The following is a 22,308-nucleotide window of genomic DNA, read 5'->3' as shown; positions in this document are numbered from 1 at the left end:
TCAACGCCCTGTCAAAATAGACAGGGCGTTAATTCTTGTAACAACAATTCTTTACTTCCCGTACTTCTTCCTCAACGCCTCCGCCGCCGCATTCAAGTCTGCGGCATTCCTTTGTATCTTCTTGATCGCCTCCACGGCATCATCCACGCCTTTCGATCCTGCGCGGAAAACCGCTTCATCCAGCCATACCGCTTCATGCTCACAAGCGCGGGTGGCTTCGGGCAGGTTCATTTTTTTGAAATCAAAATATTGTGGAAAGGCATTCGGTACCGCCAGTTTCGATTTCTGCGGCTGGAACAATTCATAGTTGTGCATGGCTTCATAGCCCACCCAGCAATCGATTCCCTCTGCATCCAGCGCGGCGCATAGAATATCGTGCTCCACGCCAAATTCTTTTGGATCAATCGCAAAAATGTAGCGGTAGAACGAGCGGGTGGTATGACGCGGGTCACGTTTCAACACGCGCACACCGGGAAGCTCGCTCAAGGCTTCGTCCATGTATGCCGCCATCTCTTCGCGCTGCTTTGCCTGCTGGGGAAAACGTTCAATGCCAACCAACGCCAGCGCGGCCTGCATTTCACTCAAGCGGAAGTTTCCGCCTTGAATAGCCAGACCATGCGCATCTTCTCCCCCGCCGCCCAGGGCATGTTTACGTCCGCAGTCAATGATCGACGCGGCAAGCGCGGCATGTTCGGCAGATTTGCAAAGCAAGATTCCGCCTTCGCCCGAGGTGAGCGTCTTCGACGATTGCAGCGAGAACGAGCCGAAGTGGCCGATTGTCCCTGCACCCTGACCGTTCCATTTTGCACCGTGGGCGTGTGCGCAATCTTCAATCACGATCAAGTTGTGTTTCTCAGCCAGCGCCATGATCGCGTCCATGTCTGCCATGTTCGAGCCGAGATGCACAGGGATGATCGCCTTCGTTTTCGGCGTGATGGCTTTCTCCGCCGCTTTCGGGTCGAGACAATATGTTTTCGGGTCCACATCCACAAGGACCGGAATCGCACCCGCTCCCATCGGTGCGGAGGCGGTCGCCTGAAACGTATAAGCAGGCACAATGACTTCATCGCCCCAGCCAATTCCTGCGGCACGCAACGCCACTTCCATTGTGATCGTCCCATTCGTCATCGGCACAGCATAGCCGCCGCCCTGCAATTCAGCAAACTTTTTCGCCAACTCCGATGTCTTCGGACCAGGGTACGGATACCCACCCCAACGCCCCGATTTAACGACTTCGATCACTGCTTCGATATCGCGTTGATCCCACACAGGCCATTCTGGATAAGACTCTGTGCGGGTTTTGCTTCCACCTAAAATCGCTAATTCAGACATTTGATACTCCTTCGATTTGATTTACAACAGATTTCTAATACCATCCATCACCTTCGGCGCGATATCCTTCCCAATGGAATTCGTTTCTTCGTAGTGTTTCCCTGGCTTGAACGGGTTCCACGGATATTTGAAATCTTCGACAGGCAGGATGTAGCCCAACTCATCGTTCGCCAGCCCAATCACGCCTGTCACCTGTGCACCCGCCTCTTTCATCCACGCCTTGAGTTGTAAACCCAACTTGGGCAGTAACTCCCCCGGTACCGTTGCCAACCACAACCCGCCGATCTTGATGAGATTGACCTCTGTGGTGATGTAACCTTCTTTATCACGCACATCCGGCAGGAGTTTTCGTCCAAAGGCGAGTTTGTATAGGATGTTGGTGAGTTTAGCTTTAATTTCCTTTTTTGCCATACTGATCACTGGCGATTGGTCGCTGCCTCTCACTGCACTCAACGCCTTCAACCCCTCCCTTGCCAGCCTCCTCCCCATAATCTCGGCTTCTTCAAACGAGTGGTCTTTAACATCAGGGGTCATCATGCCGCCCAATGCGCCAGATAAGAAAATGCACGGAGCGCCGGTCTGCTTTTCGACCTCCTCGCGAAGACAATGAACATAATCAGACGTGATGTGTGGATTGTGCTCCGATAACACTTCGGGGTGGCAGGGGAAGTTGAAAAGAGTGACCAGTGAACGGTAATCAGTACCCAGAAATTGGAGCAGTGTTAGTTCATTGTCAAGTATCTCAGGGTTGCGCGCGTTCTTGACCAAGCCTGGGACGTGGACAGAAGCCCATTTAGCAGAAGCAGGTTTGAGCGCGGAAAGAGAGGCGTGAGTTACATCCACGATCTTTTGTTTGGTATCGCGCATGTAATCCGCATCCACACCGCGGGTCTTTTGGTCGCGCCCCCATAGCCCCATCGTGTCGGGTCCGTGATGGGTGTGAGTGGATGCGATGACGATCTGCGCATCCGGGCGATTCACTTTCCCGATCACTTCGTACACGTCAGGGCGGAAGAAACCGATCAGGTCGAGCGCCACCAATACCAATGTGGTTTGCCCGGCTTGAAGAGCAAGCGCGCGGACGTAAAGATCATCGTGGATGGTTTCTGCGCGGCGGCCGTTGCCGAAGCCCGCGAGATAAACGGGTTTATCCAGCGAAGGCGTGATGACCGTGTGTGCGTAGCCGATCTTCATATGACCAGTTCCTTTGCAGTTCGGACGATCCTGCCACGAACAGAATACCCATCGAAGTCAGCATGCTCCATGCTAAGAACGACCGCGCCCACCACTGGTGGACAGTCGAGGCGAATCAACCTTGCCTTGGGAACGTGATTCAGGATGACGCCCTGCATGGGCTGGATGAGAATATCGCCGGCATTGAACACGCTGCCCGATTGAACGATCTCGACCACCTCATTTTCCATTTCGATCTGCCGCGCCACCGACACCGCCAGCCAACCCAATTCTTCACCCGATCGCCGCATGACTTCGACTGCCGCATGATCGCCCTTCTCTGCCGCATCGGCAATCTCAACGGCAAGATGCGGAAATGGATGGTAATAATTGTTGGAAAGCCCTTCCATCAAATCCATTTCATCTCGCGCGCCTGTGGCTTCGAGGAAAATGTTTGTGAGCTGCGTGGGCGGTATTCGTTTGATCCAAGCATAGTTTACTTGCTGCTGAGCATGCAGAACGATATCCATCGCGCCACCGAATTCGCCGAACTCCACGCCATTGCCGACGATCCTGCCCTCCTGTCCGTTTCTGCCACGCCCGCGGCAATTGACTCCGGACCCAGCGGTGACGTTGACGCCTATCCCGCGGGTCGCGCCAGCGTACAGACCGTTCCAGCCATCATTGACGACCTCCACCGGGCACGACAAACCCAATTTGGATATCGCCTGCAAGTGCGGTTCCCGGTCGGATGGGAAATCGCATCCTGCCACGCCGAAACCTGCTCCCGCAAGTTGAGCCCTGTCCAACCCAGACATTTTCAATGCGCCCTCGAACGACACATTCAACACTCGCTCAAGCCCTTCATATCCAACACCTTGATGATTCCCTCCACCGGATGCGCCAAACCCTACACATTGACCGGTCTCATCTGCGATCAGGGCGTGGGTTTTTGATGAACCAACGTCTATACCGAGAAAATAACGCATTTAGGCTTCGCCTCTTTTCTTTATTAACGTCTCTTTGATTTCCTGCAAATATTTGCCGTGCAGCGGATACAACCACAACAGAAAGATGGCGAGCAGAAAGCCAATGGAGGTCGGAACGGTCAGGAATATGCGGAAGCCCAAATCAACTGAGGCAGGTTGAACGTCAAGGAGCGTGTCGTAGCCAAAGGCAGGCATGACGAGACCGAAGACAGACGAGACAAGCAAGCCGCTGAGAGTGATCAGGAATCCGCTCATGCCGAAGTACATGCCCGCGCGCTGATGACCCGTCTTTACTTCGTCTTCGTCAATGACTTCGGTCATGATGACATCGCCGATGAGCACAAGTCCGCCGAGACCGATGCCAAGAACGACTGCGGCGGCATAAGTGAAGTTGATGTCGGGCGAGAAACCCATCGGCACTATACCCAGGATCATAACCGCATTGGCGAGCATGAGCGTACGGCGCGAGTCGAGTTTGTTCGCCACCCAATTGCGCCACGGGTAGAGCGAGAACATGGCGATGAGAAACGCAATGCCAAGAATGGTTGTGGCGTTGCTTTCATCCACTTTGAGGCTGTATTTGAGGTAAAACAAAATACCCGTTTGCAATGAACCTGTGGCAAAGAACCTCATCATCTGCGAGCCTGCGGCGGTGAGGTAACTGCGGTTGTAGAAGGTGGCTTTGAGCGCCGCGTTGAACGGGAAGGATGTATCGGTTTTGAGGTCGGCACGCTCAAAGAGGAAGGGATATCCCACATAAATGGCAATGACAGAAATAACCGAAAGCAGAATCGCCATGCCCGACCAACCCAGCATGTCCGCAAGCAGCGGAGGCAGAGCCGCGCCCAACACAAGCGCGATGGTTTGGAAGATGTTCATCTTGGCGGCAACGTCCGTTCGTTCGCGGTACGAGCCGAACATTTCAGGCAGGAGCCCGTAATAACCCGTGGCAATCGCGGTATAGAGTCCCTCCCAAACGACGATCATAATTCCAAAGTAGATCAACAATCCAACGGGATCATCCCTGCCGTCGAAAGGCGCTGTGAAGATGAGCGCAAAAGCGACCGCGTAGGGCAACCCGCCAAAAAGTACGTACGGAATGCGCCGTCCCCAGCGCGTTCGTGTGCGGTCGGATATGTAACCGAGCGCGGGATTGTTCAGTGCGTTGTAGATGGTGTAGAAAAACCAGAAAGTCGAATACCAGGTGACGGGCAGGTTTTTTACATCCACAATGTAGAAGGCGATGATGCCAGCGATGGCTTCGGCTAGCGTCGCCACGCCGAGGCTGGTCAATGAATACATGATCCTTGTCTTCGTGCTGGTTTGAAATTCCTGTGCCATGACAGCTCCTTTGATATGAATGCTGGTCAAAGTCCACAATGCAAGGCGCGCGGATGCAACACCTTGAACGGCTCGCCAAGTTTGAAATCCTTATCTGTGCAAATCTGCTGTGACTTGAGTTGCAGCGCCATGACGATTTGATCCGCTTCGTTAGATGGGATTTGCGTTTCGTAGCAGCGTATTGCAGCGACTTTCGCCTCCCACGTCGAAGCGATGTCTACGATGAGATTTGGTTCGCGCGAGTAGTAAAACCCCACCCCCTGGATGAAATGGTCCTTATAGGCTGCGTCCACAGCTGGATCGTACGAAGGGATTTTCATCAGGCTGGAGAATAAGACCGCTTCCGCGACGGCATGTCCCGTTTGGAGGTGATCGCGGTGCGCTTCGTAAGTCAGCCATGGGTCGCAGGTGAAAACGAAATCGGGCTTCAACTCCCGGATGTATTTCAGAATGTCGCGGCGCAGGGCAAAATAATCATACTCGCCCGCGTCGGGATAATTCAGGAGAATTTGTTCCTTCACCCCGATAATCTTCCCCGCCGCAAGTTGATCACGCGCAAGAGACTCGGTCGCGGCTTGCGCCGAAAGTGACGTATCCACAACGCCAGCCAGATCATCGGTGACGGTGAGGTAGATCACATCCGCGCCTTTCATTGCGAGTTGCGCGAATGTTCCGCCTGCGCCGATGTCATTATCGTCATAATGCGGTTGAATGCACAATACGCGCCGCGCGTCGAACAAATCGGGCATGGGGAGAATGGATTCAAATGTCATCGTAATTTCCTTGTGCTTATTTGTAGAACTGCGGCAGCCACTGCTTATTCGTTTCAAGCATATCGTCCATCACAGCCTGCACCTTGTCCGCGCTTGGACCAAGCGGATTGGTAAGCAATGCCTGATACATCGCATTCCTATCGCCATGCACGGCGGCTTCGACGGTCAGGATTTCGTACATCTTCACCTGAGAGATCAGCCCGAAGCACGAAGCAGGCAGCGGGTCGGCAGGAAGCGGATGAATCCCTTTGGCGTCCACTTTGGCGGGCAGTTCCAAGACCCAATCCGCAGGGTAATCTTTTACGGCTCCATTGTTCCGCGTATTAACCACATGCACTTCGCCCAAATCGTTGTAATGCGAGTTGATGAGCTGCGTCGCCAGCGTGGAATAATATGCGCCGCCGCGTTTCATCAAGTCTGCGGGCGGTTCGGTGAGGGTCGGGTCGGCGTAATCGCGCAGAAGGTCTTTTTCGATTTCCATCACCTGCTCGGCACGTGAGGGAGGCCACTTCTTTTGCTCATTGAATTTCTTTTCGGTGTAGTAAAAATATTGCAAGTAATAATTGGGAATCATGCCCAGCGTTTCAAGCGTACGGATATTCCACTCGGGTTCGGCTTCTTTTTTGACCTCTTCAAGATATGCAGGGAAAATAGTTTGCCACATCTCTTCGCCATCCACGGTGAAGCCGCGATGCCAGGTGAGATGATTCAGACCCAGCGTGTTCAACACGGCGCGATGGTCTTCGATCTTGTTACCCGTCACCTTCTCCAAACCTTCGAGGATTTCCATCTTGGTGGTGATGCCCACATTGCACACCCCCACCGCGGGCACATCGGGCGCATAGTGATTCAACGCTTCGGTCACCAAGCCCGCCGGGTTGGTGAAATTCGCCAGCAAGGCGCCAGACGCCGTTTCACGGATATCGTTCGCGATACTAAGAATCACAGGGATGGTTCGCAGCGCTTTCGCCATACCGCCCACCCCCGTAGTCTCCTGCCCGATCAACCCATGACGCAGACCGAGGTATTCATCTCCACGACGAGCAGGCATCATGCCGACTCGCAACTGCGTAGTGACATAGGATGCGCCCGCAATCGCCTCTTTCTGGACTGTAGATAGGATCACCTTAAAAGGCTCTCCCTTCGCCCTGACCATTCTCTGCGAAAATCCACCGACGATGTCCAGCCGTTCTTTGTCAATATCCATTAACCAAAGTTCTTTGATTGGTAACGATTCGATCCGCACAAGAAATCCATTCACGAGTTCGGGCGTGTATGTGGAACCGCCGCCAATGACTGTGATCTTCATAAGTCTCCTTATTGATACAACTTTCTATATCTTGCAATAATCTCATCTTCCCAGGTCAGTTCATCTGAATTTGGAATGCGTCCTTCACGTTCCATCACTTCGAACACCTGGGTCATACCCTGCTCCAGCGAAATCTTCGGCTGAAACTCAGGCACATCGCGGAACAGTTTTTCAGAGGAGTAATAATCGTTGAAAGCGAATTCATCTTCCAGAATACCCATGTCTGGCACATTGAGCCGCTTTAGGTCTTCAAAGGGAATGCCGATCAATTCAACGTCTTTACCGAGAACCTTATTCGCCAGTTTGTGATAATCGAGCCAGGTGTAATATCCACGGCTGACGGCGTTGTATGCCTGCCCGATGGTATGTTCTTTGCCAATAACGCCGACGAAGGCCTGGGCAATATCATCTACGTGCAGATGTTGATGAATGGCAAACCCATCACCGCAGATGATGACAGGTTTGCTTTTTTTGACTCGGTCGATCCATGAGAAGTCCCAGCAAATCTGGCGCAGCATCCCCTGCACAGGTCCGTAGGTAGTAGAAGGTTTTATGATAATTGCAGGGAATTTCTCGCGATGATACGCTTCAAGATAGACATGATCCGCCGCCACCTTGTTACGTCCGTATTCGGTGTTAGGGCGTAAGGGATGGGTCTCATCCACGGGCAGATAATCGTATTGAATGCCATACGTGCAAGTGGTGGATGTTTGCACGAACCAGCCGATTCCACGAAAGGCACGCACGCTGGATGCGGCATCTTCAGCAGTAAAGCAGATCATGTCGATCGCCGCGTCAAATCTTTCGGCTTGCATCTTACGCTCGAAGTCTTCGCGGTTGTAACAGTCGCCTGTGATGACGCGTACGCCTTTGGGCACTTGTGCCGTCTGCCCGCGGTTGAAAAGGGTGACGTCATGTCCCTTTTCGAGCAAAAGTTTGACGATGGGTTGGCTGATGTTGCCCGTTCCGCCGACGATGCAGATTTTCATACATTTTCCTTTTGACTACAAATTACCCGCGATCATCTCACGTCGCTCCTGCATTTGAGAGTGCAGGCGTTCCGCATCTTTGGGATAGACGAAATAATAAAGAGGTGTGACGCAAAAAGCAATCGCCCAAAATCCGCTTGTTAAGATAAGTAGGGTGCGGGAGAGTCCAAACTGGTCGGCGTAGGTTCCAAACAAGATGATGACCACCGAGGCGAACGCGCCGTTGACGAATTCGGTCAATGCCATGGCGGTGGCGCGCAATTCGGGGCGGACGGCGTTCTGCACCATTGGCTGCATGGCGCCGCGACGCGTCCAGTCGAGGAAGAAGCCTGAGATGATCGAGAAGACAAGGATGGAGGTTGTATCTTTGGCATACGAGAATAGGTACCACATTGCTGGTAGAGATACGCCGATGGAAATCTGCGACACAACAGCGCGTCCATATTTGGGATAGCGGTGATATGCCCAATCGCCAACCGAACCGCCCACAAAGTTGCCTAACGCCAACGAAATAACCACACCGCCAAAGAATAATGGGGCGTCCGCTTCCGAGAAGCCACGGTCGTCCACCAGCCAGGTGACGTAGAAGGTTGCCAGGGCGTTGATGGTGGTGAGCATGAAGATGCCTTGCAGAAAGTTCACCCACACGGTTTTGACACTAAGCAGTTCCCGCACCCCTTTCATGTCGAAGCGGAATTGAGCGGCAGACTCTTCAGTAATGACGCTTTCCAATTCTGGTTCAGATGCGCCGCGCACAGGTTCCTTGACGAGTAATGCGATGACCAAGCCGGACAAGGCGCTGGTCACACCCAGACCGATAAAGCCGATCCGCCAGCCATCTTCAGAGATGCCGATGATCTCGCCAAACGCCAGCGCCCCCGCCACAATGCCGAACATGCCGATGGCGCTGATGGTGCCCATTGCGCGTCCGCGTTGTTTGGGTCCGAACGAATCAGCCAGAAGGGAGAAAGCGGCCGGGTACAAGCAACCAAGCCCAATGCAGGCAATGATGCGTACGATGAGCAGTTGCCAGTAGTCGGTGGCGAATCCGCAGACTGAGGTCCATAATCCCCATACACCTGTCCCAATGACCAGGATCCATTTGCGGTTGTAGCGGTCAGCGAGCATTCCCCAAAACGGACCGCTGAAAGTTTGGAATATGACACGGATACTGTCAATGTAACCCAACTGGGCATAGCTCAAGCCGAGGGCGGTGCGCACGGCGGGCCAGAGCATGGGCAGGGCTACGTCTTCGGCGGAGTCGATGAAGAAGCCAAATCCGAGGGCGGTGAGCAGGCGGGCGCGAGTTCCTTTTGGAGCGGTTTGCATGGCATTCTCCTTTTACATCATTTTATTTTGTGATGCCGTATTTTTCACGCAGGGCGGCGAAGGATTTCTGACAAACGCCCAAAGCATAGAATTCGCATTTGCCGGGACCGCCAGGACCGCAGAACTCCTCCAGTTTTTCATAGGAGACTTTTTCTGCCAGCAGTTTTTGCAAGTCTTCCAGGCGCGTCTGGCTGCCGGGTTTGAGACCAAGATGTTCGAGCACGGCATAATCTTTGGCGAGTTTGTTCTTCCAGCCTGAAGTACAGCGCCCTTCGTCCTGTGAGAAGTAACCGCAGTGATAACAGAATTGACCATACCCATAGACGGTTTCGATGATCAAATCGGGGTTGGGGTCAATGTGATCCACCAGCGAGGCATAACCGATTCGGAAGATGGGCATCTTGAGCAGTTCATCGAACGCGCCTGCGCACAAGTGGTGATGCCCCATGATGCGGATGCGTTCTTTAATATCCAGAGGTATGATGTGCGCCTGTTCGGTTTCATTTGTCGGTTCTTCCTGCGGATGATCCAAGTCGGCGCGGACGGGTGCGGGTTCAGATTCATCCAGCGGTTCCGCCATCATCTGAAACAACTCCTCCAACCCGCCGAAACGTTCCAGGCGGAAGGATTCGGCAAGTTGCAATTCAGTATCCCAGCCCGCCGCTTCAGCCAATCCCTTTGCCTGCTCCTGAAGGAACAACCCGATCAACGGTTTCATATCGCCGTCTTTGGATTGTTGCAGCCACGCCACTTGTTTACCCCAGGTCTTCATCTGCAATTGATATTGATTAATGGTGTTCTTCATCATCTCGCGGTGGGCGCAGACGGCGTCGATCTTCCGCTCGATGGTCGCGGCGACTTCTTCATAGTGGGTTACATTCGGAAGTTGACGGGCAAAATACCAGCGCTCGCATACGGAGAACGGTTCAAGTCCTTCCACAAAATGTTCGGGGTAGTGTTTGTCGAAACAGGCGACCCAGTAGGCTTCATCCACTGCCTGCGCAATGCGGACGTGATCCTGGTTATTTTCGTACAATCCAAACGGGTCGAACGAGAAGACGGCATAGGGTTTGTACTTTCGGAACAGATACACCATCCGTTCCCGCAGTTTCCCCAGTGGGACGTCTGCCAGCATATCGGTCTCGAAGCCCAGTTCGACGATCTCCTTCACGCCCAGGATTTTCGCGGCGTTGTGCAGTTCTTCCGTGTTTTTGGCAATCGTCTCCTCGATGGTCAAGCCCACCGAATCTTTACGGTCATCAGTGACACGCACCAGAACGATATTCCAGCCGTCATCGGCGAGCTTGGCGATGGTCGCGCCGCAAAAGGCGGCGGCGTCATCGGCATGGGGACTGATCACTAAAGCAGTTTTCATTTTTCTCCTCATTTCTGGACTTGTACCACTTTTCCAGTTTTGCCGGATTTATACGCCGCATCCACAACCTTCATATTCACCAGCCCTTCCAATCCCCCGGGGACAGGTGTCGTCCCTGTGCGGACGCAATTCAGGAAATAAGCCATCTGCGCGTCGTACATCGTCTGCGGGCAATGCTCCTTGCGCGGGAATTTGAATCCCGATTTGACGAGTTTCACGGTCTGTGTCTTCACGATTGGTATTTCGAGTTGTGTCGGGAACAATTGACCGAATCCCTGCATACCGTAGAGTTGCGTTGCCGCCTCGGGACCGTCGCTATGCGGCTGCCACCAGCCCGATTCGAAATATGAAATCGCGCCGTTACCCCACTCGACAATCACCACGCCTGTATCGTCCACGTCGAAGTCTGTATAGTGCGTTCCGATCCTGGCATACACCGAAACAGGCATCGGATCGCCCAGCAAAAAGCGGGCTGTATCCAACGCATGGATGCCCATATCTGCCATTGCGCCGCCGCCTGCAAATTTTTTTTGTGTAAACCAACCGCTCGGTCCCCAATGGGTATGCACGCCGTACCCCTTTGTGCGGATAATTCTTCCCAACTTCGACGATTGCTTCTTCAGCCAATTGACATCCTCATCGAAGCGCCAGCAGTGCGCCACCATCAAGGTCGCTCCGCTTTTTGCACTGGCATCCATCATTTTTTCCGCTTCACGCACAGTCATCGCCATAGGCTTCTCGACCATGACATGCACGCCCGCTTTGAGCGCGGCAATTGCCTGCGGAGCGTGAAGATAGTTCGGCGTGCCGATCACGAGCGCGTCCACCTTCCCAGTCTTGAGCAACTCCTCAACTGTCCGGTATCGATTCTTGATTTTGAATTTCCGCGCAAGAGCGGCAGATTTCTCGACAGCAAATTTCTCCACCACCCCGACCATTTCCACATCCCGTTGCGCTTTCGCAGCTTTGGCGTGGATGTTGATGATGTATCCTGCGCCTGCAAATGCGATTTTCATTTTATGCTCCTTCAAAGATATGAGATGTATGCCCTGTCAGTTCAAAGAATCGTTCGAGTTCCGATTTGGACAATATCAATGTCGCTGTGTTGACCAGTGGATGGCTCAAGAAGGATTCGCTCTGCCAGATGTCCGCGTCTATCCACAATTCGACCTGATGCTCTGTATCATTTGCCAGGCCCATCATCGTCACTGCGCCGCGCGTCACACCGAGCAGTCGGAATAAATTTTCTTCCGAGCCGAAGCGTAAATGCGTGCTTCCCAATTGGGAAGCCAGTTCATCCAACTTGACCGTCTTCTCGCAGGCGGTCACCACGAGAAAAAACCGTCTCGCCTTTTTATCGCACAGGAACAAGTTCTTTGTGCTGGTCGCAGTCGATTTCGGGCGATGCACTTCAGCCTCCTCACAGGTGAACACGGCGGGGTGCTCAACGTATTGATAGACGAAGTGATTGCCATTCAAAAAGTCCAGGAGGTCTTGTTCAGAAGCGTACATGATTAATTCAACGTATGTGCAATTCCAAACGACAGGTTATGTTTCGTAGAATAAACAGGCAAGATCCTCAACGTGCGGTCAATCATCTCCTGCGGAATATTGTTGAGCGGGACGTTGCAAGCTTTCAATGCTTTTTCCAGCGGCGCGGTATCTTGCCCTTGGAGTTTGGCAATCAACAAAATAGCAGGACCCACCAGATCGCCATGTGGAAGTCCGTGACCCATTTCGTTTTCGACGGCGTAGGCGAAGTAGTGCTCGCTCCCCTCTTCGGGGCGGGAATGACCGACTTGATTGCACAGTTGAACTTCCATGGCGAGACAATCGTACAAAGTTTTGAGTCCATCATGGTCGCCGCGCCCTGCGGCTTCGGCACAGTCAAGCACGCCGTTCAAAATGGATTGGGCGTTGTCGTACACCCACGGGATGAACTCCATGCCTGCGGGATTTTTGCCCTGCTCGTGCGCGAACTTCCAATCCCATGCGCCTGTGGCAATGGACATCACGTCCGTGATGCCTGCGGCGCGGATGGAGGCTGGGGCTTTGGCGATCGTTTCAAAGTCCAGGATGAGGCGCTCGGGTACTTTCGTCTCGATGTAGTACACGCATCCATCTTTGCGGATGCCTGATGCGGCGGTAATGAACGCATCCACCGAGAGGGCGGTTGGAAGAATGACGAGCGGCAGGTTCAGTTTGGAAGCGACATATTTCGCGGCGTCGGCAGTGAGTCCGCCGCCGACAGAATACACGACCGCGGACGATTGACCGTGGACGGTGGACAACAACGAATCCCAATGAGCAGCATTGGCTTCGGTCACTTCGATGGATTTGGCGATGTTCAAGCCGCGTAACGAATCTTTCACTGCATTCCACGCAGGCATGGACGTGATCAACAACACAGGTTGTTTCTCCTCAACTTCTGCAAAGGGCATGAGACGCACAAAGGGCAGGTTTGGAAATTTATACATTACAAGTCAATCCTTTTTTCAGATGTTCTGTCGAAGAACAGCAGACCTTCGGGGTCGATGTCCACTTTGATATTTTCTTTTGGTTTCAAATGTGACACACCGTTGACTCTGGCGGTGACACTGCCGCCGTCCCAGTCAACGGTCACATATGTAAATGGACCGACAGGTTGAACGAGTCGTATCACTGCATTGAAGCCTTTTTCGCCGAGAGTGACAAACTCCGCGCGTACACCAACGTCAACTGGAGTGTTCGGCGCTTGCGTAGGTTTTGACAATGCGACCTTCGCACTGCCGATGTGATATGCGCGCCTGCCATCCGTGAACTCGCCAGCGAACATGTCCATTTGTGGGGAGCCAATGAATCGCGCCACATATTTCGTGGCAGGCTTCGAGTAAATCTCTTCGGGCGTGCCGAATTGTTCGAGATGCCCCATCCGCAAAACAGCGATACGGTCAGAGAGCGAGAGCGCTTCTTCCTGATCGTGTGTCACGAAGACCGACGTCACGCCGAGTCTTTGGTGCAGTTCCTTGATCTCGCCACGCGTCTTGAGGCGCAACGCCGCATCGAGATTCGAAAACGGTTCGTCGAACAAAAAAATGGACGGCTCGCGGATGACTGCCCGACCGATGGCGACTCGTTGCTGTTGACCGCCCGACAGCTCACGCGGGAGACGATGCAGGAATTTTTCCAATTCCAACATCGCCGCCACTTTCTGGACCTTATCCTGAATCTCGGTTCTGGGTCGTTTTCTCAACTGAAGCGAAAAACCGATGTTCTCCTCCACCGTCATGTGCGGGTAGAGGGCATAGTTCTGAAAGACCATCGCCACATCGCGCTCGAACGGACCAAGTTGATTGACGACCTTGCCGTTGATGCGGATCTCGCCAGAGGTCACGTCTTCGAGTCCAGCAGTCATGTTCAACAGCGTGGACTTACCGCAACCCGAAGGACCCAGCAACGTGACAAACTCTCCTTCCTCGACGCGCAGGTTGACATCTTCCACGGCAACAAAGTCACCGAATTTTTTATGGATGTTGATCAGTTCAAGCGTAGCCATTATGCTTTGATTGCTCCTTCGACAAAACCTTCCAAAATAAAGTGCCTAAAAATGATCGCCAACGCCACCACAGGGATGCTCGCCAGCACCGCGGAAGCCAGCATCTGCCCGTAGAGCGTTTGGTATTGACCTGAGAATTCAGCAATCGCTATGGAAGCGGTTTTGACGTTGATGCGGGTGAGGATGATGGCGAAGAAGAATTCATTCCATGCTTCGATGAAGGCAAAGACGCCCGTGGCAAACAACGGCGGCAGGGAAATGGGTAAGACGATATAGCGAAACGTCTGGATCGGGTTCGCCCCATCCACGGCGGCGGCGCGTTCGAGTTCCATCGGCACACTTTCGAAGAAGCCTTTGAGGATCCAGATGACGATGGGCAGGATGAACGAGAGATAGACGACAATGAGTCCGAAGTGAGTATCAACGAGACGGGTGCGGCTCATGACAAGGAAGAGTGGAATGGCAATGACGATGCCGGGAAACATTTGGGTCGCAAGGATCATCATCAGGATTTTGTTGCTGCCGGGCAGGTTGAGCCTTGCAAGGGCATACGCCGCCATCGAGCCGATGACCAGTCCCACGGCGGCGGTGAAGGTGGCGATGATGAAGGAGTTAATCAAGCCAGAGAACAGCCCGCGCGAAGAGTCGAGCACAAGGCTGTAGTTTTCGAGTGTGATATTGAGCGGATTCAAGTCGGGTGGTTTGGAGGTCAAGGCTGAAAGGGGTAAAAGGCTTGTGACGACCGACCAGACCACAGGTCCAAGAGAGAGAAGCGTGAAGGCAATTAATCCGAAGCGGATGAAGAATTGAGTCAAGTATCGTGGCATGTCATCCCGCCTTCGCTTGAGTCTGTCGCGGACGCAAGGCGCGAATGTAAACGAGCGCCAGCATGAACATCAAAAGAAAAAGCACATTGGCAATCGCCGCGCCGTAACCAACATCGAGATTGCTGAAGGTCTCGCGCCACGAAAGATAGTTGAGCAGTACAGTGCTGTCGGCGGGACTACCTTTGGTGAGGACGTAGATGAGGTCGAAGACTTTAAGCGCCCAGATGCTTTGAAGCACCACCGAGATAACGATTGTGGTTTTGAGACCTGGGAGCGTGACATGAACAAATTGTTGCCACGCGTTCGCGCCGTCGAGACGGGCGGCTTTGTAAAGATAGGATGGAATGTTTTGTAAACCAGCAAGAATGAGTAGCGCGATGAACGGCACGGCTTTCCACACATCGGCAAGCAGAATCATGTTGAAGGCGAGCCAGGGCGTGCCGAGCCAGATGATATTCTCCTGGATGATGCCCAGACCGATAAGCGCTTGATTGAGAATGCCGTAGTTGGCGTTGTAAATCCACTTCCATAAGACGGCGTTGGCAACAGGCGATAGCGCCCACGGCACAAGCAGAACGATGCGATAGAAAGCGGGTCGTCCGAGCGGATGGTTGAGCATGAGTGCAACGATGAGTGCAAAGAAGATGACAGCCGCAACTTCGACAACCGTAAAGTAGATGGAACGGAATAACGCTTCGCGGAAGATTGGCTTGGTGACCAGGTCGGCGTAATTGGCGATGCCATTGAACTCAAAGCTCAGACCATCCCCGCCAAAGCGGACGCGTAGAAATGAAAGCACCAGCGACGCCACAATGGGATAAGCCAGCACCGTAAGCAGAACGATCACGGCAGGTGCAGTGAACCAAATGCCAAGACGATAACGATTGCGGTTGTAGTTATTGGTTTGCATAACATCAATTCCGTCATTGCGAGGAGGGAGCGATGGCGAGCGACGAAGCAATCCCCGGCAGTGTCAGAAGATTGCTTCGTCGGGCTAACGCCCTCCTCGCAATGACGATAGTTACATTCTTATCCGCGCTTCTTGACGATCTCAGTCACCTGGTCGGCAGCAGCAGTGATGGCATCCTGTGCGGACTGTGTGCCCGCCAGCGCCTTTTGAATCTCCACGCCAATGGCGGTGGTCACAGCGTTGTAATCGGGCGTGACGTAGCTGTCGTAGGGGTTTTTCGCCTGTTCAAGAACCACCGAGGCATTCGGAGCCGCCGCCTGCACTTCGGGATCATTCAACACCGAAAGACGAATCGGCAACCAGCCCGTATCGATCACCTGACGCTTTTGCACTTCCGCATCGAGATAGAATTCGATCAACTTGCGCGCGCCTTCGGGGTTCGGTGAAAGTTTGGTGATGGTGTAGGCGTCGGTGCCGTCAATCGAAGCGGAACCAGCTGGACCTGCGGGCAGAATCGCCGACCCGACTTTGCCAACCACCTTCGAAGAGGCCGGGTCGTTGGCGGGTTTCCACATGAAGGGCCAGTTCATCATCATTGCCGCCTGACCGGCAGAGAAGACATTGGTCGCATCATTGATGCCGACGTAACTCAACGAACCTGGGTCGGTGAATTCCATCAAGTCAACCATAAACTGGAGCGAATCCACGCCCGCGGCATTATTGAACGCAGGCATGCCATCGTCGCCGTATAGTTTGCCGCCCGCTTGTTGCAGGAAGCACATCCAGTACGAAGCCACGCCGCCGATACCTTCGGGCGCGCCGTAGTTCAACACCCAACCGTACTTGCCGCCGCCGGTCAGTTCCTTGGCAACACCCTTGAGCTCGTCCCAGGTCTTCGGCGCTGCCTTCACGCCAATGCCCTCAAGCAATTCGGTGTTGTAGAACATCGTCAGCAACGAAAGCGTGAAGATAACGCCCAATCGTTTGCCGCCCCAGGTCAACGTGCTGAACGATGAGGCGGGCAGGTCTGCCACCAGGTCCGCGGGCAGATCGCCTGTGAAGTCAATCAAATAATCCGCAAACTCAGGCACCCAACCAGACATGTACACGATGTCATGCACATACTGACCCGCCGCGAAATTCGCCGCCATCTTGTCGTGCAGTTGGGGCCAAGGCGGCGCTTCGTACACAACTTCAAAGCCGTTGTCTTGCTTCCATTGTTCGAATGCCTCCAAGCTGAACTGACCCACTCCCGGAGGCGCAGGATCCGGCGCGGCCGGGACCAGCACGTTCAGCGTCCCACCGCCGCTGGCAGGAGCGCACGCCGCAAGATAGTTACTCAACGCAAGCCCTGCGGTTCCAACGCCCGCCAGTTTCAAAAAATCACGGCGGGATAAACGAACATTTCGATTGGTATTCATGGTTTCTCCTCTTTTTATTGGATAAATAACACGCTTCATACCTTGAGGAAAACTGTTTCTATACTTTGAGCCGTTTTGCCTCCTTTACATTCCCTTCTTCGTTTCGCGCACAACTTCACGCAGCAGGTCTAGCGATTGCGCCAATAACGCCTCATCATGTTGCGCGGAGACTGTGAAATCGGTGTGGAAGTACAAACCCTTCTCGATACATTTGTTGAAGAAAGTCTTTCGCAATTCAGGGTTCGTGCGCTCGGCGATGTGGTGATAGTTCGTGACCGGCTCACGCGTGCCGACGTAAATGCCGAACGTACAGCCGAGTCCCTGCACAATGGCGGGGAAGCCCGCCTCATCGAAGATGGTCTGGAGCCGGGTATAGAAATCTTCCACGCGTGCGAGCCAGGCTTCGAAAAAGCCGGGTTGTTCCATGATCGTCAGGGAGGCGATGCCTGCCGCGCAACCGAACAGGTTGCCGGAAAACGTGCCGCCTGCCACTACCGGGTCAACGGGATCCATGATCTTGTCCATGATCTTCTTCTTGCCAGCCACCGCGGCGAGTGGGATCCCGTTGGTCAGCGCCTTGCCGAACAGGCACAGGTCGGGCGTGACGCCGTAGTAACCGTGCCCGCCCGTCATGCCCGTGCGGAAGCCGGAGAGAATCTCGTCAACGATGAAGATGATGCCGTGTTCATCGCAAATGCGGCGAATGGCTTGCAGGTATTCTGTGGATGAACCGATACAGCCGTTGTTGTAATCAATCGGGTTCATCAGAATGGCGGCGATCTCGTGACCGTGTTCTTTGCAAAGTTTCTCGAACAACTCGGCGTTATTCCAGGGGATGATGTACAACGTCTCATCCACTTTGAGCGGAATACCCGCACTGGCATGTTTGACTTGCGATAATCTATCGCCAGGGTTGTCGCGATCAATGTTCGCGGCGAGATTATTCACCAGGGCATAATCATGCCCGCCGTGGAATTGTCCGTCAATGCGCACGATCTTTTGCCGACCTGTGTATCCGCGTGCAAGTCGAATCGAAAGCAGGGTCGCTTCACTGCCCGAGTTGACGTAACGCACTCTTTCGGCACTGGGAATGTTTTCCGTGATCTTCTTTGCCAGTTGTCCCGTCAATGGATGGTCGAATTCGGCGAAGAAGCCAATGTCGAAGACCTGCTTCATCGCTTCGGCAATTTCGGGGCGGTTGTGCCCGAGCGTACAGGCGCCGTGCCCCATGAAAAAGTCAATGAACCGCTTGCCTTCGAGATCATAAATGTACGCGCCCTCTGCCTTGGTAAGATACATCGGTCGCGCCGTGAATGGGTTATAGCGAAACGACGACGACACGCCGCCCGTCAGATATTGTTGCGCATGTTGAAAGTATTCAGCGTTATTCATTTCTCAATTTTCCAAATGTTTTTCCGACTATCTCCCATACTTTTTCGGGATCGTCGGATGCGCCGTCATAAGCGGAATTTCCGTGCATGCCCCACACGGCAATGGACTGTGCGCCTCTTTCCACGGCTAGGCTGAATCCTGCTTCGAGTTCATTTTCCCTGCCCGATGGGACTCCAAACCCCTGCGCCCAAAAGTGCGGAGTCAGGCCGCGAGGTTCGCAAATATCAATCGTTTTTTTCATCTGCTCGCTCACGAAGAATTCGCAATCTTTATCATGCAGATACCAGTACGGGTCGGTGCCGAAGATATCGAGTCCGCGAATGTCGGCGATGCGATTCCAAGGCAGGGACTCATTCGCTTCATCGTCCACAGGTAACAGCGTGATGGCATTCTTCACGCCTTTGTCGTGGGCGTAGCCGATCATCTCGGAGAGGAAGTCCACCATCAGGTCTTCGCGGTGTTGGCGCATTTCGGGCTGTAGGGACAGGGCTTGCCCCTGTCCGACTTCAGGCAAAGGTTGACCGAAGCGACTCTGGAATGAGTCGCGGCATCTCGGACAGAAGCAGGCAAAGGCGGAGTCGGGAGCGAAGTGCAAGTCATCCCAATCTGGAATGTAAAGATGCGGCTCATCCCAGAAGATGGTGTCGGCGCCAAAGTCAATTGCCATGTCGAGCCACAGTTTCATGGCGGCGCGAGTCTCTGGCGCAGAGGGGCAGGCTGCGGGAGCACGTTGACCTGTGGAAAGAATCTGACAGGCATCAGGGTTGCGCGGCACAAAAGCGGAGAACTGCTCGCCGCCGAACAGCCCCATCACCGCCCAGGGATTCGCCCAACAACCCAAGCCTGCGTCGCGCGTCATTTTGAAAAATTGTGCGGTGCGCTGATGGGCAAAGATCATCTCGTTCTCGCTGAAGCAGTGAACGATGTAGGTGCAGTGATGCGCGAGAATATCTTCGAGGTCGCGCTCGAAGTGATGGAGCCAGCCATTGGCGAAGTAACTTACTCCAGTTTCAGGTTTCAAGTGTCAGGTTCCAGGTGTTAATCTGCCGCGTGTAAAAATTGATGATGGGCAGTGGGATGATACTCAACTGACTCGTCGCACTCACATGGGTCAGCATGGACGATGACTTCGACCAATGCTGGAAATTCGTGAAAGAGCGCGTGTCGTACCCCTTCGGTGATGTAGTGACCCTCGAGTACAGTCTTCGTGCAGTTCACGGTGACGTGCATTTCGCCCCATAGGCGGTGACCCACCCAGCGGATGGCGGCGCTATGAACGTCCATCACACCATCCACGTGGGAGGCGATGTGCTTGAACTCTTCATAGAGTTCGGGTTCTACCGCGTCCATCATGCGGTGCCACATGTCCTTTGCGGTGTGCCATACAATGCCAAGGATGGCGATGCCAATGCCCAAACCGATCAGCGGGTCGAGGATGGGGTAGCCAAGCCAGACTCCGATTGTGCCCGCCAGAACCGCCAGGGAAGTAAAGCCGTCCGTTCTGGCGTGGTAGCCGTCGGCGATGAGTGCGGCGGAGCCGATCTCCTTCCCCACCTTGATGCGGAAGATGGCAACCAGTTCGTTGCCGATAAAGCCGATGATGGCAGCCACGGCAACCCAACCAAGGTTCATAATTGGTTCGGGTGTGATGAAGCGCAGGATGGCATGACGGATCGCTTCAAAGGCACTATAGGCGATCATCAAAACGATAATGACGCCTGCAATATCTTCGGCGCGCCCATAGCCGTAGGTGTAGCGTTTGTTGCGGGCGCGGCGCGAGAGCCAGAACGCAAAGCCGAGCGGAATGGCGGTCAGCGCGTCGGAAAAATTGTGGATGGTATCGGCGAGCAGGGCAACGCTTCCGCTGATAATGACGATGACAACCTGAAAGATTGCCGTAACCATCAACCCTGCAAATGAAACCTTCAACGCCCACATGCCGCGGTCGGTGGCGAGGTTCGGGTCGAGGGCCGCCTGCTGGTGTCCGTGTGAGTGCGGGGTGAAGAGATGTTGCAGCCAGTGGATCACGGGGTTGTTGGAATGGGAATGTCCGTGATCATGCTCATGTTCATGCGGATTTGGATGGTCGTGATCGTGCGCATGATCTTCGTGCTTGTGTTCGTCGTGGTGTCCCATAGGGAGCCTCCATAAAAAGATGTGGAGGTTATAGGGTTTTTACTGAGCGGGAACCCTCAACCATGGAACCGCATAGGCCGCGTTTACTTCCAGAATTGCGGCAAATATTCCTTATAGGTCACTAAATAATCATCAAGAATCATTTTCGCCCGCTCGATGTCGTCAACGACGGGGTCGAGAAGGATACATTGCAGTGCCTTTTCACGGGAGCCCTCCACAGCGGCGTCGACTCCCAACTGTGCAGAGACCAGTTCGCGGCGGCACAGTTCCGCAATCCCGTCGGGGAGTGAACCGACATGCACAGGATGAATGCCGGCTCCATCCACGATCACGGGAGTTTCGACAATCGAGTTGCGGGGTAAATTTTCGATCTGTCCTGCATTCGGCAGGTTGGCGGCAAGATGGTAATGGGTCCCGGCACAGGCGATATTCTCGATCATTTCCAATGCCCCTTCGCTATCACTATCAAGCAAGCCTTCGATAGTCATATTTCCAAATGCCATTTCGCTGAGGCGATCGAGTTCGAAATCACGCAAGGATGACATCAATTCCCAGTTATACAGTTGAATGTCGTATTTCTCCCACGGCTTTGTTTCCGGGTTGCTCAACCATGGCAGGTATTCGCAAAGATGCGAATCGCCGGGCACAGGCATCAACCCGAAGGCATCGTATACACGGCGGGTAAGTGGCTCAAAGTCCGGGTTGAAACGGGCATAGCGTTCGCGAAAGAGCGGATACAAATCCTCGCCTGTTTCACGGTCTACAATCGAAAGGATCCAGGTGAAATGATTTAATCCTGCGGCGCGAATATCCAGGCGGTTGACTGCTTGATGTTTGACCTTATCCCTCAACGGGTGCTGGTCAATTTCGGCATTCATGCTTCGGATGCCTTCAGGAATTTCAAAACCGAGATCGTCAGCGAGGACCATCCCTGCGGAGCAGTAAGCAATGAAAACTTGATGACACAACCCGATAGATCTAATCTTGCTATGACGGTTCACCGCATCGCAAACGCGAATCATTGGATTGGTGAAATTGATAAACCATGCCTCAGGGCAGGCTTTTTCCATATCGCGCGCAATGCCTACAATGGGTCCAATATTTCGAGCCGCGTGGATGAAACCGCCGGGTCCACCGTTTTCGGCGTAGGGCTGACGTACGCCATACTTGAGGGGAATCTCGAAATCCCTCTTCCACAAATTTTCACGCGCGCCGACCTCGATAGCACAGACGACAAAACGGCTGTCCGGCAGGGCATCCTGATGGTGAGTGTGCGCTTCGATCACAAATCCTGAATCCCATTCACGGTTGAGGCGGTCTGCAAGTCGTTTCACGATGCCAAGCGACTCTTCGTTACGATCCACCAGCGCAAGTGTCGAACCGCGTAATTTTTTGGAGCGCATAAGCGATGCAAGGGTGTTCTCTCCGAACGAGGCCGAGCCTGCTCCAATGACCGTTATCTTTATGGATGCCATAG

19 protein-coding genes and 1 pseudogene are annotated in these 22,308 nt (G+C 53.7%); all 20 read right to left on the bottom strand.

Going from position 1 to position 22,308, the window contains the following annotated elements; translation table 11 throughout:
- Positions 1-51: 51 nt before the first annotated feature.
- The gene (locus HS100_12015; protein ID MBE7434633.1) at positions 52-1,332 is read right to left on the bottom strand and encodes a DegT/DnrJ/EryC1/StrS family aminotransferase; all 1,281 of its coding nucleotides are present in this window, start codon (positions 1,330-1,332) and stop codon (positions 52-54) included.
- A gap of 21 nt (positions 1,333-1,353) precedes the next feature.
- Positions 1,354-2,526 carry a hypothetical protein gene (locus HS100_12010; protein MBE7434632.1) on the bottom strand — a complete coding sequence of 391 codons (1,173 nt, stop codon included), beginning with the start codon at positions 2,524-2,526 and terminating at the stop codon, positions 1,354-1,356.
- Positions 2,523-3,494 (bottom strand): ATPase, encoded by a 972-nt coding sequence (locus HS100_12005; GenBank protein ID MBE7434631.1) that lies wholly within the window; start codon positions 3,492-3,494, stop codon positions 2,523-2,525. The genes HS100_12010 and HS100_12005 overlap by 4 nt, the downstream gene beginning before the upstream one ends.
- Complete coding sequence (locus tag HS100_12000) at positions 3,495-4,835, bottom strand: MFS transporter (protein MBE7434630.1); 1,341 nt, start codon at positions 4,833-4,835, stop codon at positions 3,495-3,497. It lies immediately after the preceding gene.
- A 26-nt stretch (positions 4,836-4,861) separates the two neighbouring features.
- Entirely contained in the window at positions 4,862-5,608 is a 747-nt protein-coding gene (locus tag HS100_11995) for a PIG-L family deacetylase (protein ID MBE7434629.1), read from the bottom strand.
- Positions 5,609-5,624: 16 nt separating this feature from the next.
- Positions 5,625-6,917 (bottom strand): 6-phospho-beta-glucosidase, encoded by a 1,293-nt coding sequence (locus HS100_11990; GenBank protein MBE7434628.1) that lies wholly within the window; start codon positions 6,915-6,917, stop codon positions 5,625-5,627.
- Positions 6,918-6,925: 8 nt separating this feature from the next.
- Positions 6,926-7,906 (bottom strand): NAD-dependent epimerase/dehydratase family protein, encoded by a 981-nt coding sequence (locus HS100_11985; GenBank protein ID MBE7434627.1) that lies wholly within the window; start codon positions 7,904-7,906, stop codon positions 6,926-6,928.
- A gap of 15 nt (positions 7,907-7,921) precedes the next feature.
- On the bottom strand, positions 7,922-9,235 hold the full coding sequence (locus HS100_11980; GenBank protein MBE7434626.1) for an MFS transporter: 1,314 nt from the start codon (positions 9,233-9,235) through the stop codon (positions 7,922-7,924).
- Positions 9,236-9,257: 22 nt separating this feature from the next.
- Positions 9,258-10,610, bottom strand: a complete 1,353-nt coding sequence (locus HS100_11975; GenBank protein ID MBE7434625.1) for a DUF1284 domain-containing protein — start codon at positions 10,608-10,610, stop codon at positions 9,258-9,260.
- Between the two features lie 8 nt (positions 10,611-10,618).
- The gene (locus tag HS100_11970) at positions 10,619-11,626 is read right to left on the bottom strand and encodes a Gfo/Idh/MocA family oxidoreductase (protein MBE7434624.1); all 1,008 of its coding nucleotides are present in this window, start codon (positions 11,624-11,626) and stop codon (positions 10,619-10,621) included.
- 1 nt (position 11,627) lies between these two features.
- Complete coding sequence (locus HS100_11965; protein ID MBE7434623.1) at positions 11,628-12,122, bottom strand: prolyl-tRNA synthetase associated domain-containing protein; 495 nt, start codon at positions 12,120-12,122, stop codon at positions 11,628-11,630.
- 2 nt (positions 12,123-12,124) lie between these two features.
- Entirely contained in the window at positions 12,125-13,087 is a 963-nt protein-coding gene (locus tag HS100_11960; protein ID MBE7434622.1) for an iron-containing alcohol dehydrogenase, read from the bottom strand.
- Positions 13,087-14,145, bottom strand: coding sequence for a sn-glycerol-3-phosphate ABC transporter ATP-binding protein UgpC (ugpC, locus tag HS100_11955; GenBank protein ID MBE7434621.1), 1,059 nt, complete (start codon positions 14,143-14,145; stop codon positions 13,087-13,089). The genes HS100_11960 and ugpC overlap by 1 nt, the downstream gene beginning before the upstream one ends.
- The gene (locus HS100_11950; protein MBE7434620.1) at positions 14,145-14,972 is read right to left on the bottom strand and encodes a carbohydrate ABC transporter permease; all 828 of its coding nucleotides are present in this window, start codon (positions 14,970-14,972) and stop codon (positions 14,145-14,147) included. Before HS100_11950 ends, ugpC begins: the two co-directional genes overlap by 1 nt.
- Position 14,973: 1 nt before the next feature.
- Positions 14,974-15,882 (bottom strand): sugar ABC transporter permease, encoded by a 909-nt coding sequence (locus tag HS100_11945; GenBank protein MBE7434619.1) that lies wholly within the window; start codon positions 15,880-15,882, stop codon positions 14,974-14,976.
- Between the two features lie 1,325 nt (positions 15,883-17,207).
- Positions 17,208-17,342: pseudogene (locus HS100_11940) on the bottom strand (twin-arginine translocation signal domain-containing protein).
- 45 nt (positions 17,343-17,387) lie between these two features.
- Complete coding sequence (locus tag HS100_11935; protein MBE7434618.1) at positions 17,388-18,695, bottom strand: aminotransferase class III-fold pyridoxal phosphate-dependent enzyme; 1,308 nt, start codon at positions 18,693-18,695, stop codon at positions 17,388-17,390.
- The gene (locus HS100_11930) at positions 18,688-19,716 is read right to left on the bottom strand and encodes a hypothetical protein (protein ID MBE7434617.1); all 1,029 of its coding nucleotides are present in this window, start codon (positions 19,714-19,716) and stop codon (positions 18,688-18,690) included. Before HS100_11930 ends, HS100_11935 begins: the two co-directional genes overlap by 8 nt.
- A 17-nt stretch (positions 19,717-19,733) precedes the next feature.
- Positions 19,734-20,831 (bottom strand): cation transporter, encoded by a 1,098-nt coding sequence (locus tag HS100_11925; protein MBE7434616.1) that lies wholly within the window; start codon positions 20,829-20,831, stop codon positions 19,734-19,736.
- 83 nt (positions 20,832-20,914) lie between these two features.
- Positions 20,915-22,306: a hypothetical protein gene (locus HS100_11920; GenBank protein MBE7434615.1), complete on the bottom strand. Its 1,392-nt coding sequence runs from the start codon at positions 22,304-22,306 to the stop codon at positions 20,915-20,917.
- Positions 22,307-22,308: the final 2 nt, after the last annotated feature.

This window comes from Anaerolineales bacterium (assembly GCA_015075725.1).
Lineage (GTDB): Bacteria > Chloroflexota > Anaerolineae > Anaerolineales > Villigracilaceae > Villigracilis.
This window is presented reverse-complemented; position numbering and strand designations above follow the sequence as displayed.

Bases quoted from the DNA above. Each gene is read 5' to 3' on its own strand.
- HS100_12015 (MBE7434633.1), bottom strand. From the start codon at position 1,332: ATGTCTGAATTAGCGATTTTAGGTGGAAGCAAAACCCGCACAGAGTCT.
- HS100_12010 (MBE7434632.1), bottom strand. From the start codon at position 2,526: ATGAAGATCGGCTACGCACACACGGTCATCACGCCTTCGCTGGATAAA.
- HS100_12005 (MBE7434631.1), bottom strand. From the start codon at position 3,494: ATGCGTTATTTTCTCGGTATAGACGTTGGTTCATCAAAAACCCACGCC.
- HS100_12000 (MBE7434630.1), bottom strand. From the start codon at position 4,835: ATGGCACAGGAATTTCAAACCAGCACGAAGACAAGGATCATGTATTCA.
- HS100_11995 (MBE7434629.1), bottom strand. From the start codon at position 5,608: ATGACATTTGAATCCATTCTCCCCATGCCCGATTTGTTCGACGCGCGG.
- HS100_11990 (MBE7434628.1), bottom strand. From the start codon at position 6,917: ATGAAGATCACAGTCATTGGCGGCGGTTCCACATACACGCCCGAACTC.
- HS100_11985 (MBE7434627.1), bottom strand. From the start codon at position 7,906: ATGAAAATCTGCATCGTCGGCGGAACGGGCAACATCAGCCAACCCATC.
- HS100_11980 (MBE7434626.1), bottom strand. From the start codon at position 9,235: ATGCAAACCGCTCCAAAAGGAACTCGCGCCCGCCTGCTCACCGCCCTC.
- HS100_11975 (MBE7434625.1), bottom strand. From the start codon at position 10,610: ATGAAAACTGCTTTAGTGATCAGTCCCCATGCCGATGACGCCGCCGCC.
- HS100_11970 (MBE7434624.1), bottom strand. From the start codon at position 11,626: ATGAAAATCGCATTTGCAGGCGCAGGATACATCATCAACATCCACGCC.
- HS100_11965 (MBE7434623.1), bottom strand. From the start codon at position 12,122: ATGTACGCTTCTGAACAAGACCTCCTGGACTTTTTGAATGGCAATCAC.
- HS100_11960 (MBE7434622.1), bottom strand. From the start codon at position 13,087: ATGTATAAATTTCCAAACCTGCCCTTTGTGCGTCTCATGCCCTTTGCA.
- ugpC (MBE7434621.1), bottom strand. From the start codon at position 14,145: ATGGCTACGCTTGAACTGATCAACATCCATAAAAAATTCGGTGACTTT.
- HS100_11950 (MBE7434620.1), bottom strand. From the start codon at position 14,972: ATGCCACGATACTTGACTCAATTCTTCATCCGCTTCGGATTAATTGCC.
- HS100_11945 (MBE7434619.1), bottom strand. From the start codon at position 15,882: ATGCAAACCAATAACTACAACCGCAATCGTTATCGTCTTGGCATTTGG.
- HS100_11935 (MBE7434618.1), bottom strand. From the start codon at position 18,695: ATGAATAACGCTGAATACTTTCAACATGCGCAACAATATCTGACGGGC.
- HS100_11925 (MBE7434616.1), bottom strand. From the start codon at position 20,831: ATGGGACACCACGACGAACACAAGCACGAAGATCATGCGCACGATCAC.
- HS100_11920 (MBE7434615.1), bottom strand. From the start codon at position 22,306: ATGGCATCCATAAAGATAACGGTCATTGGAGCAGGCTCGGCCTCGTTC.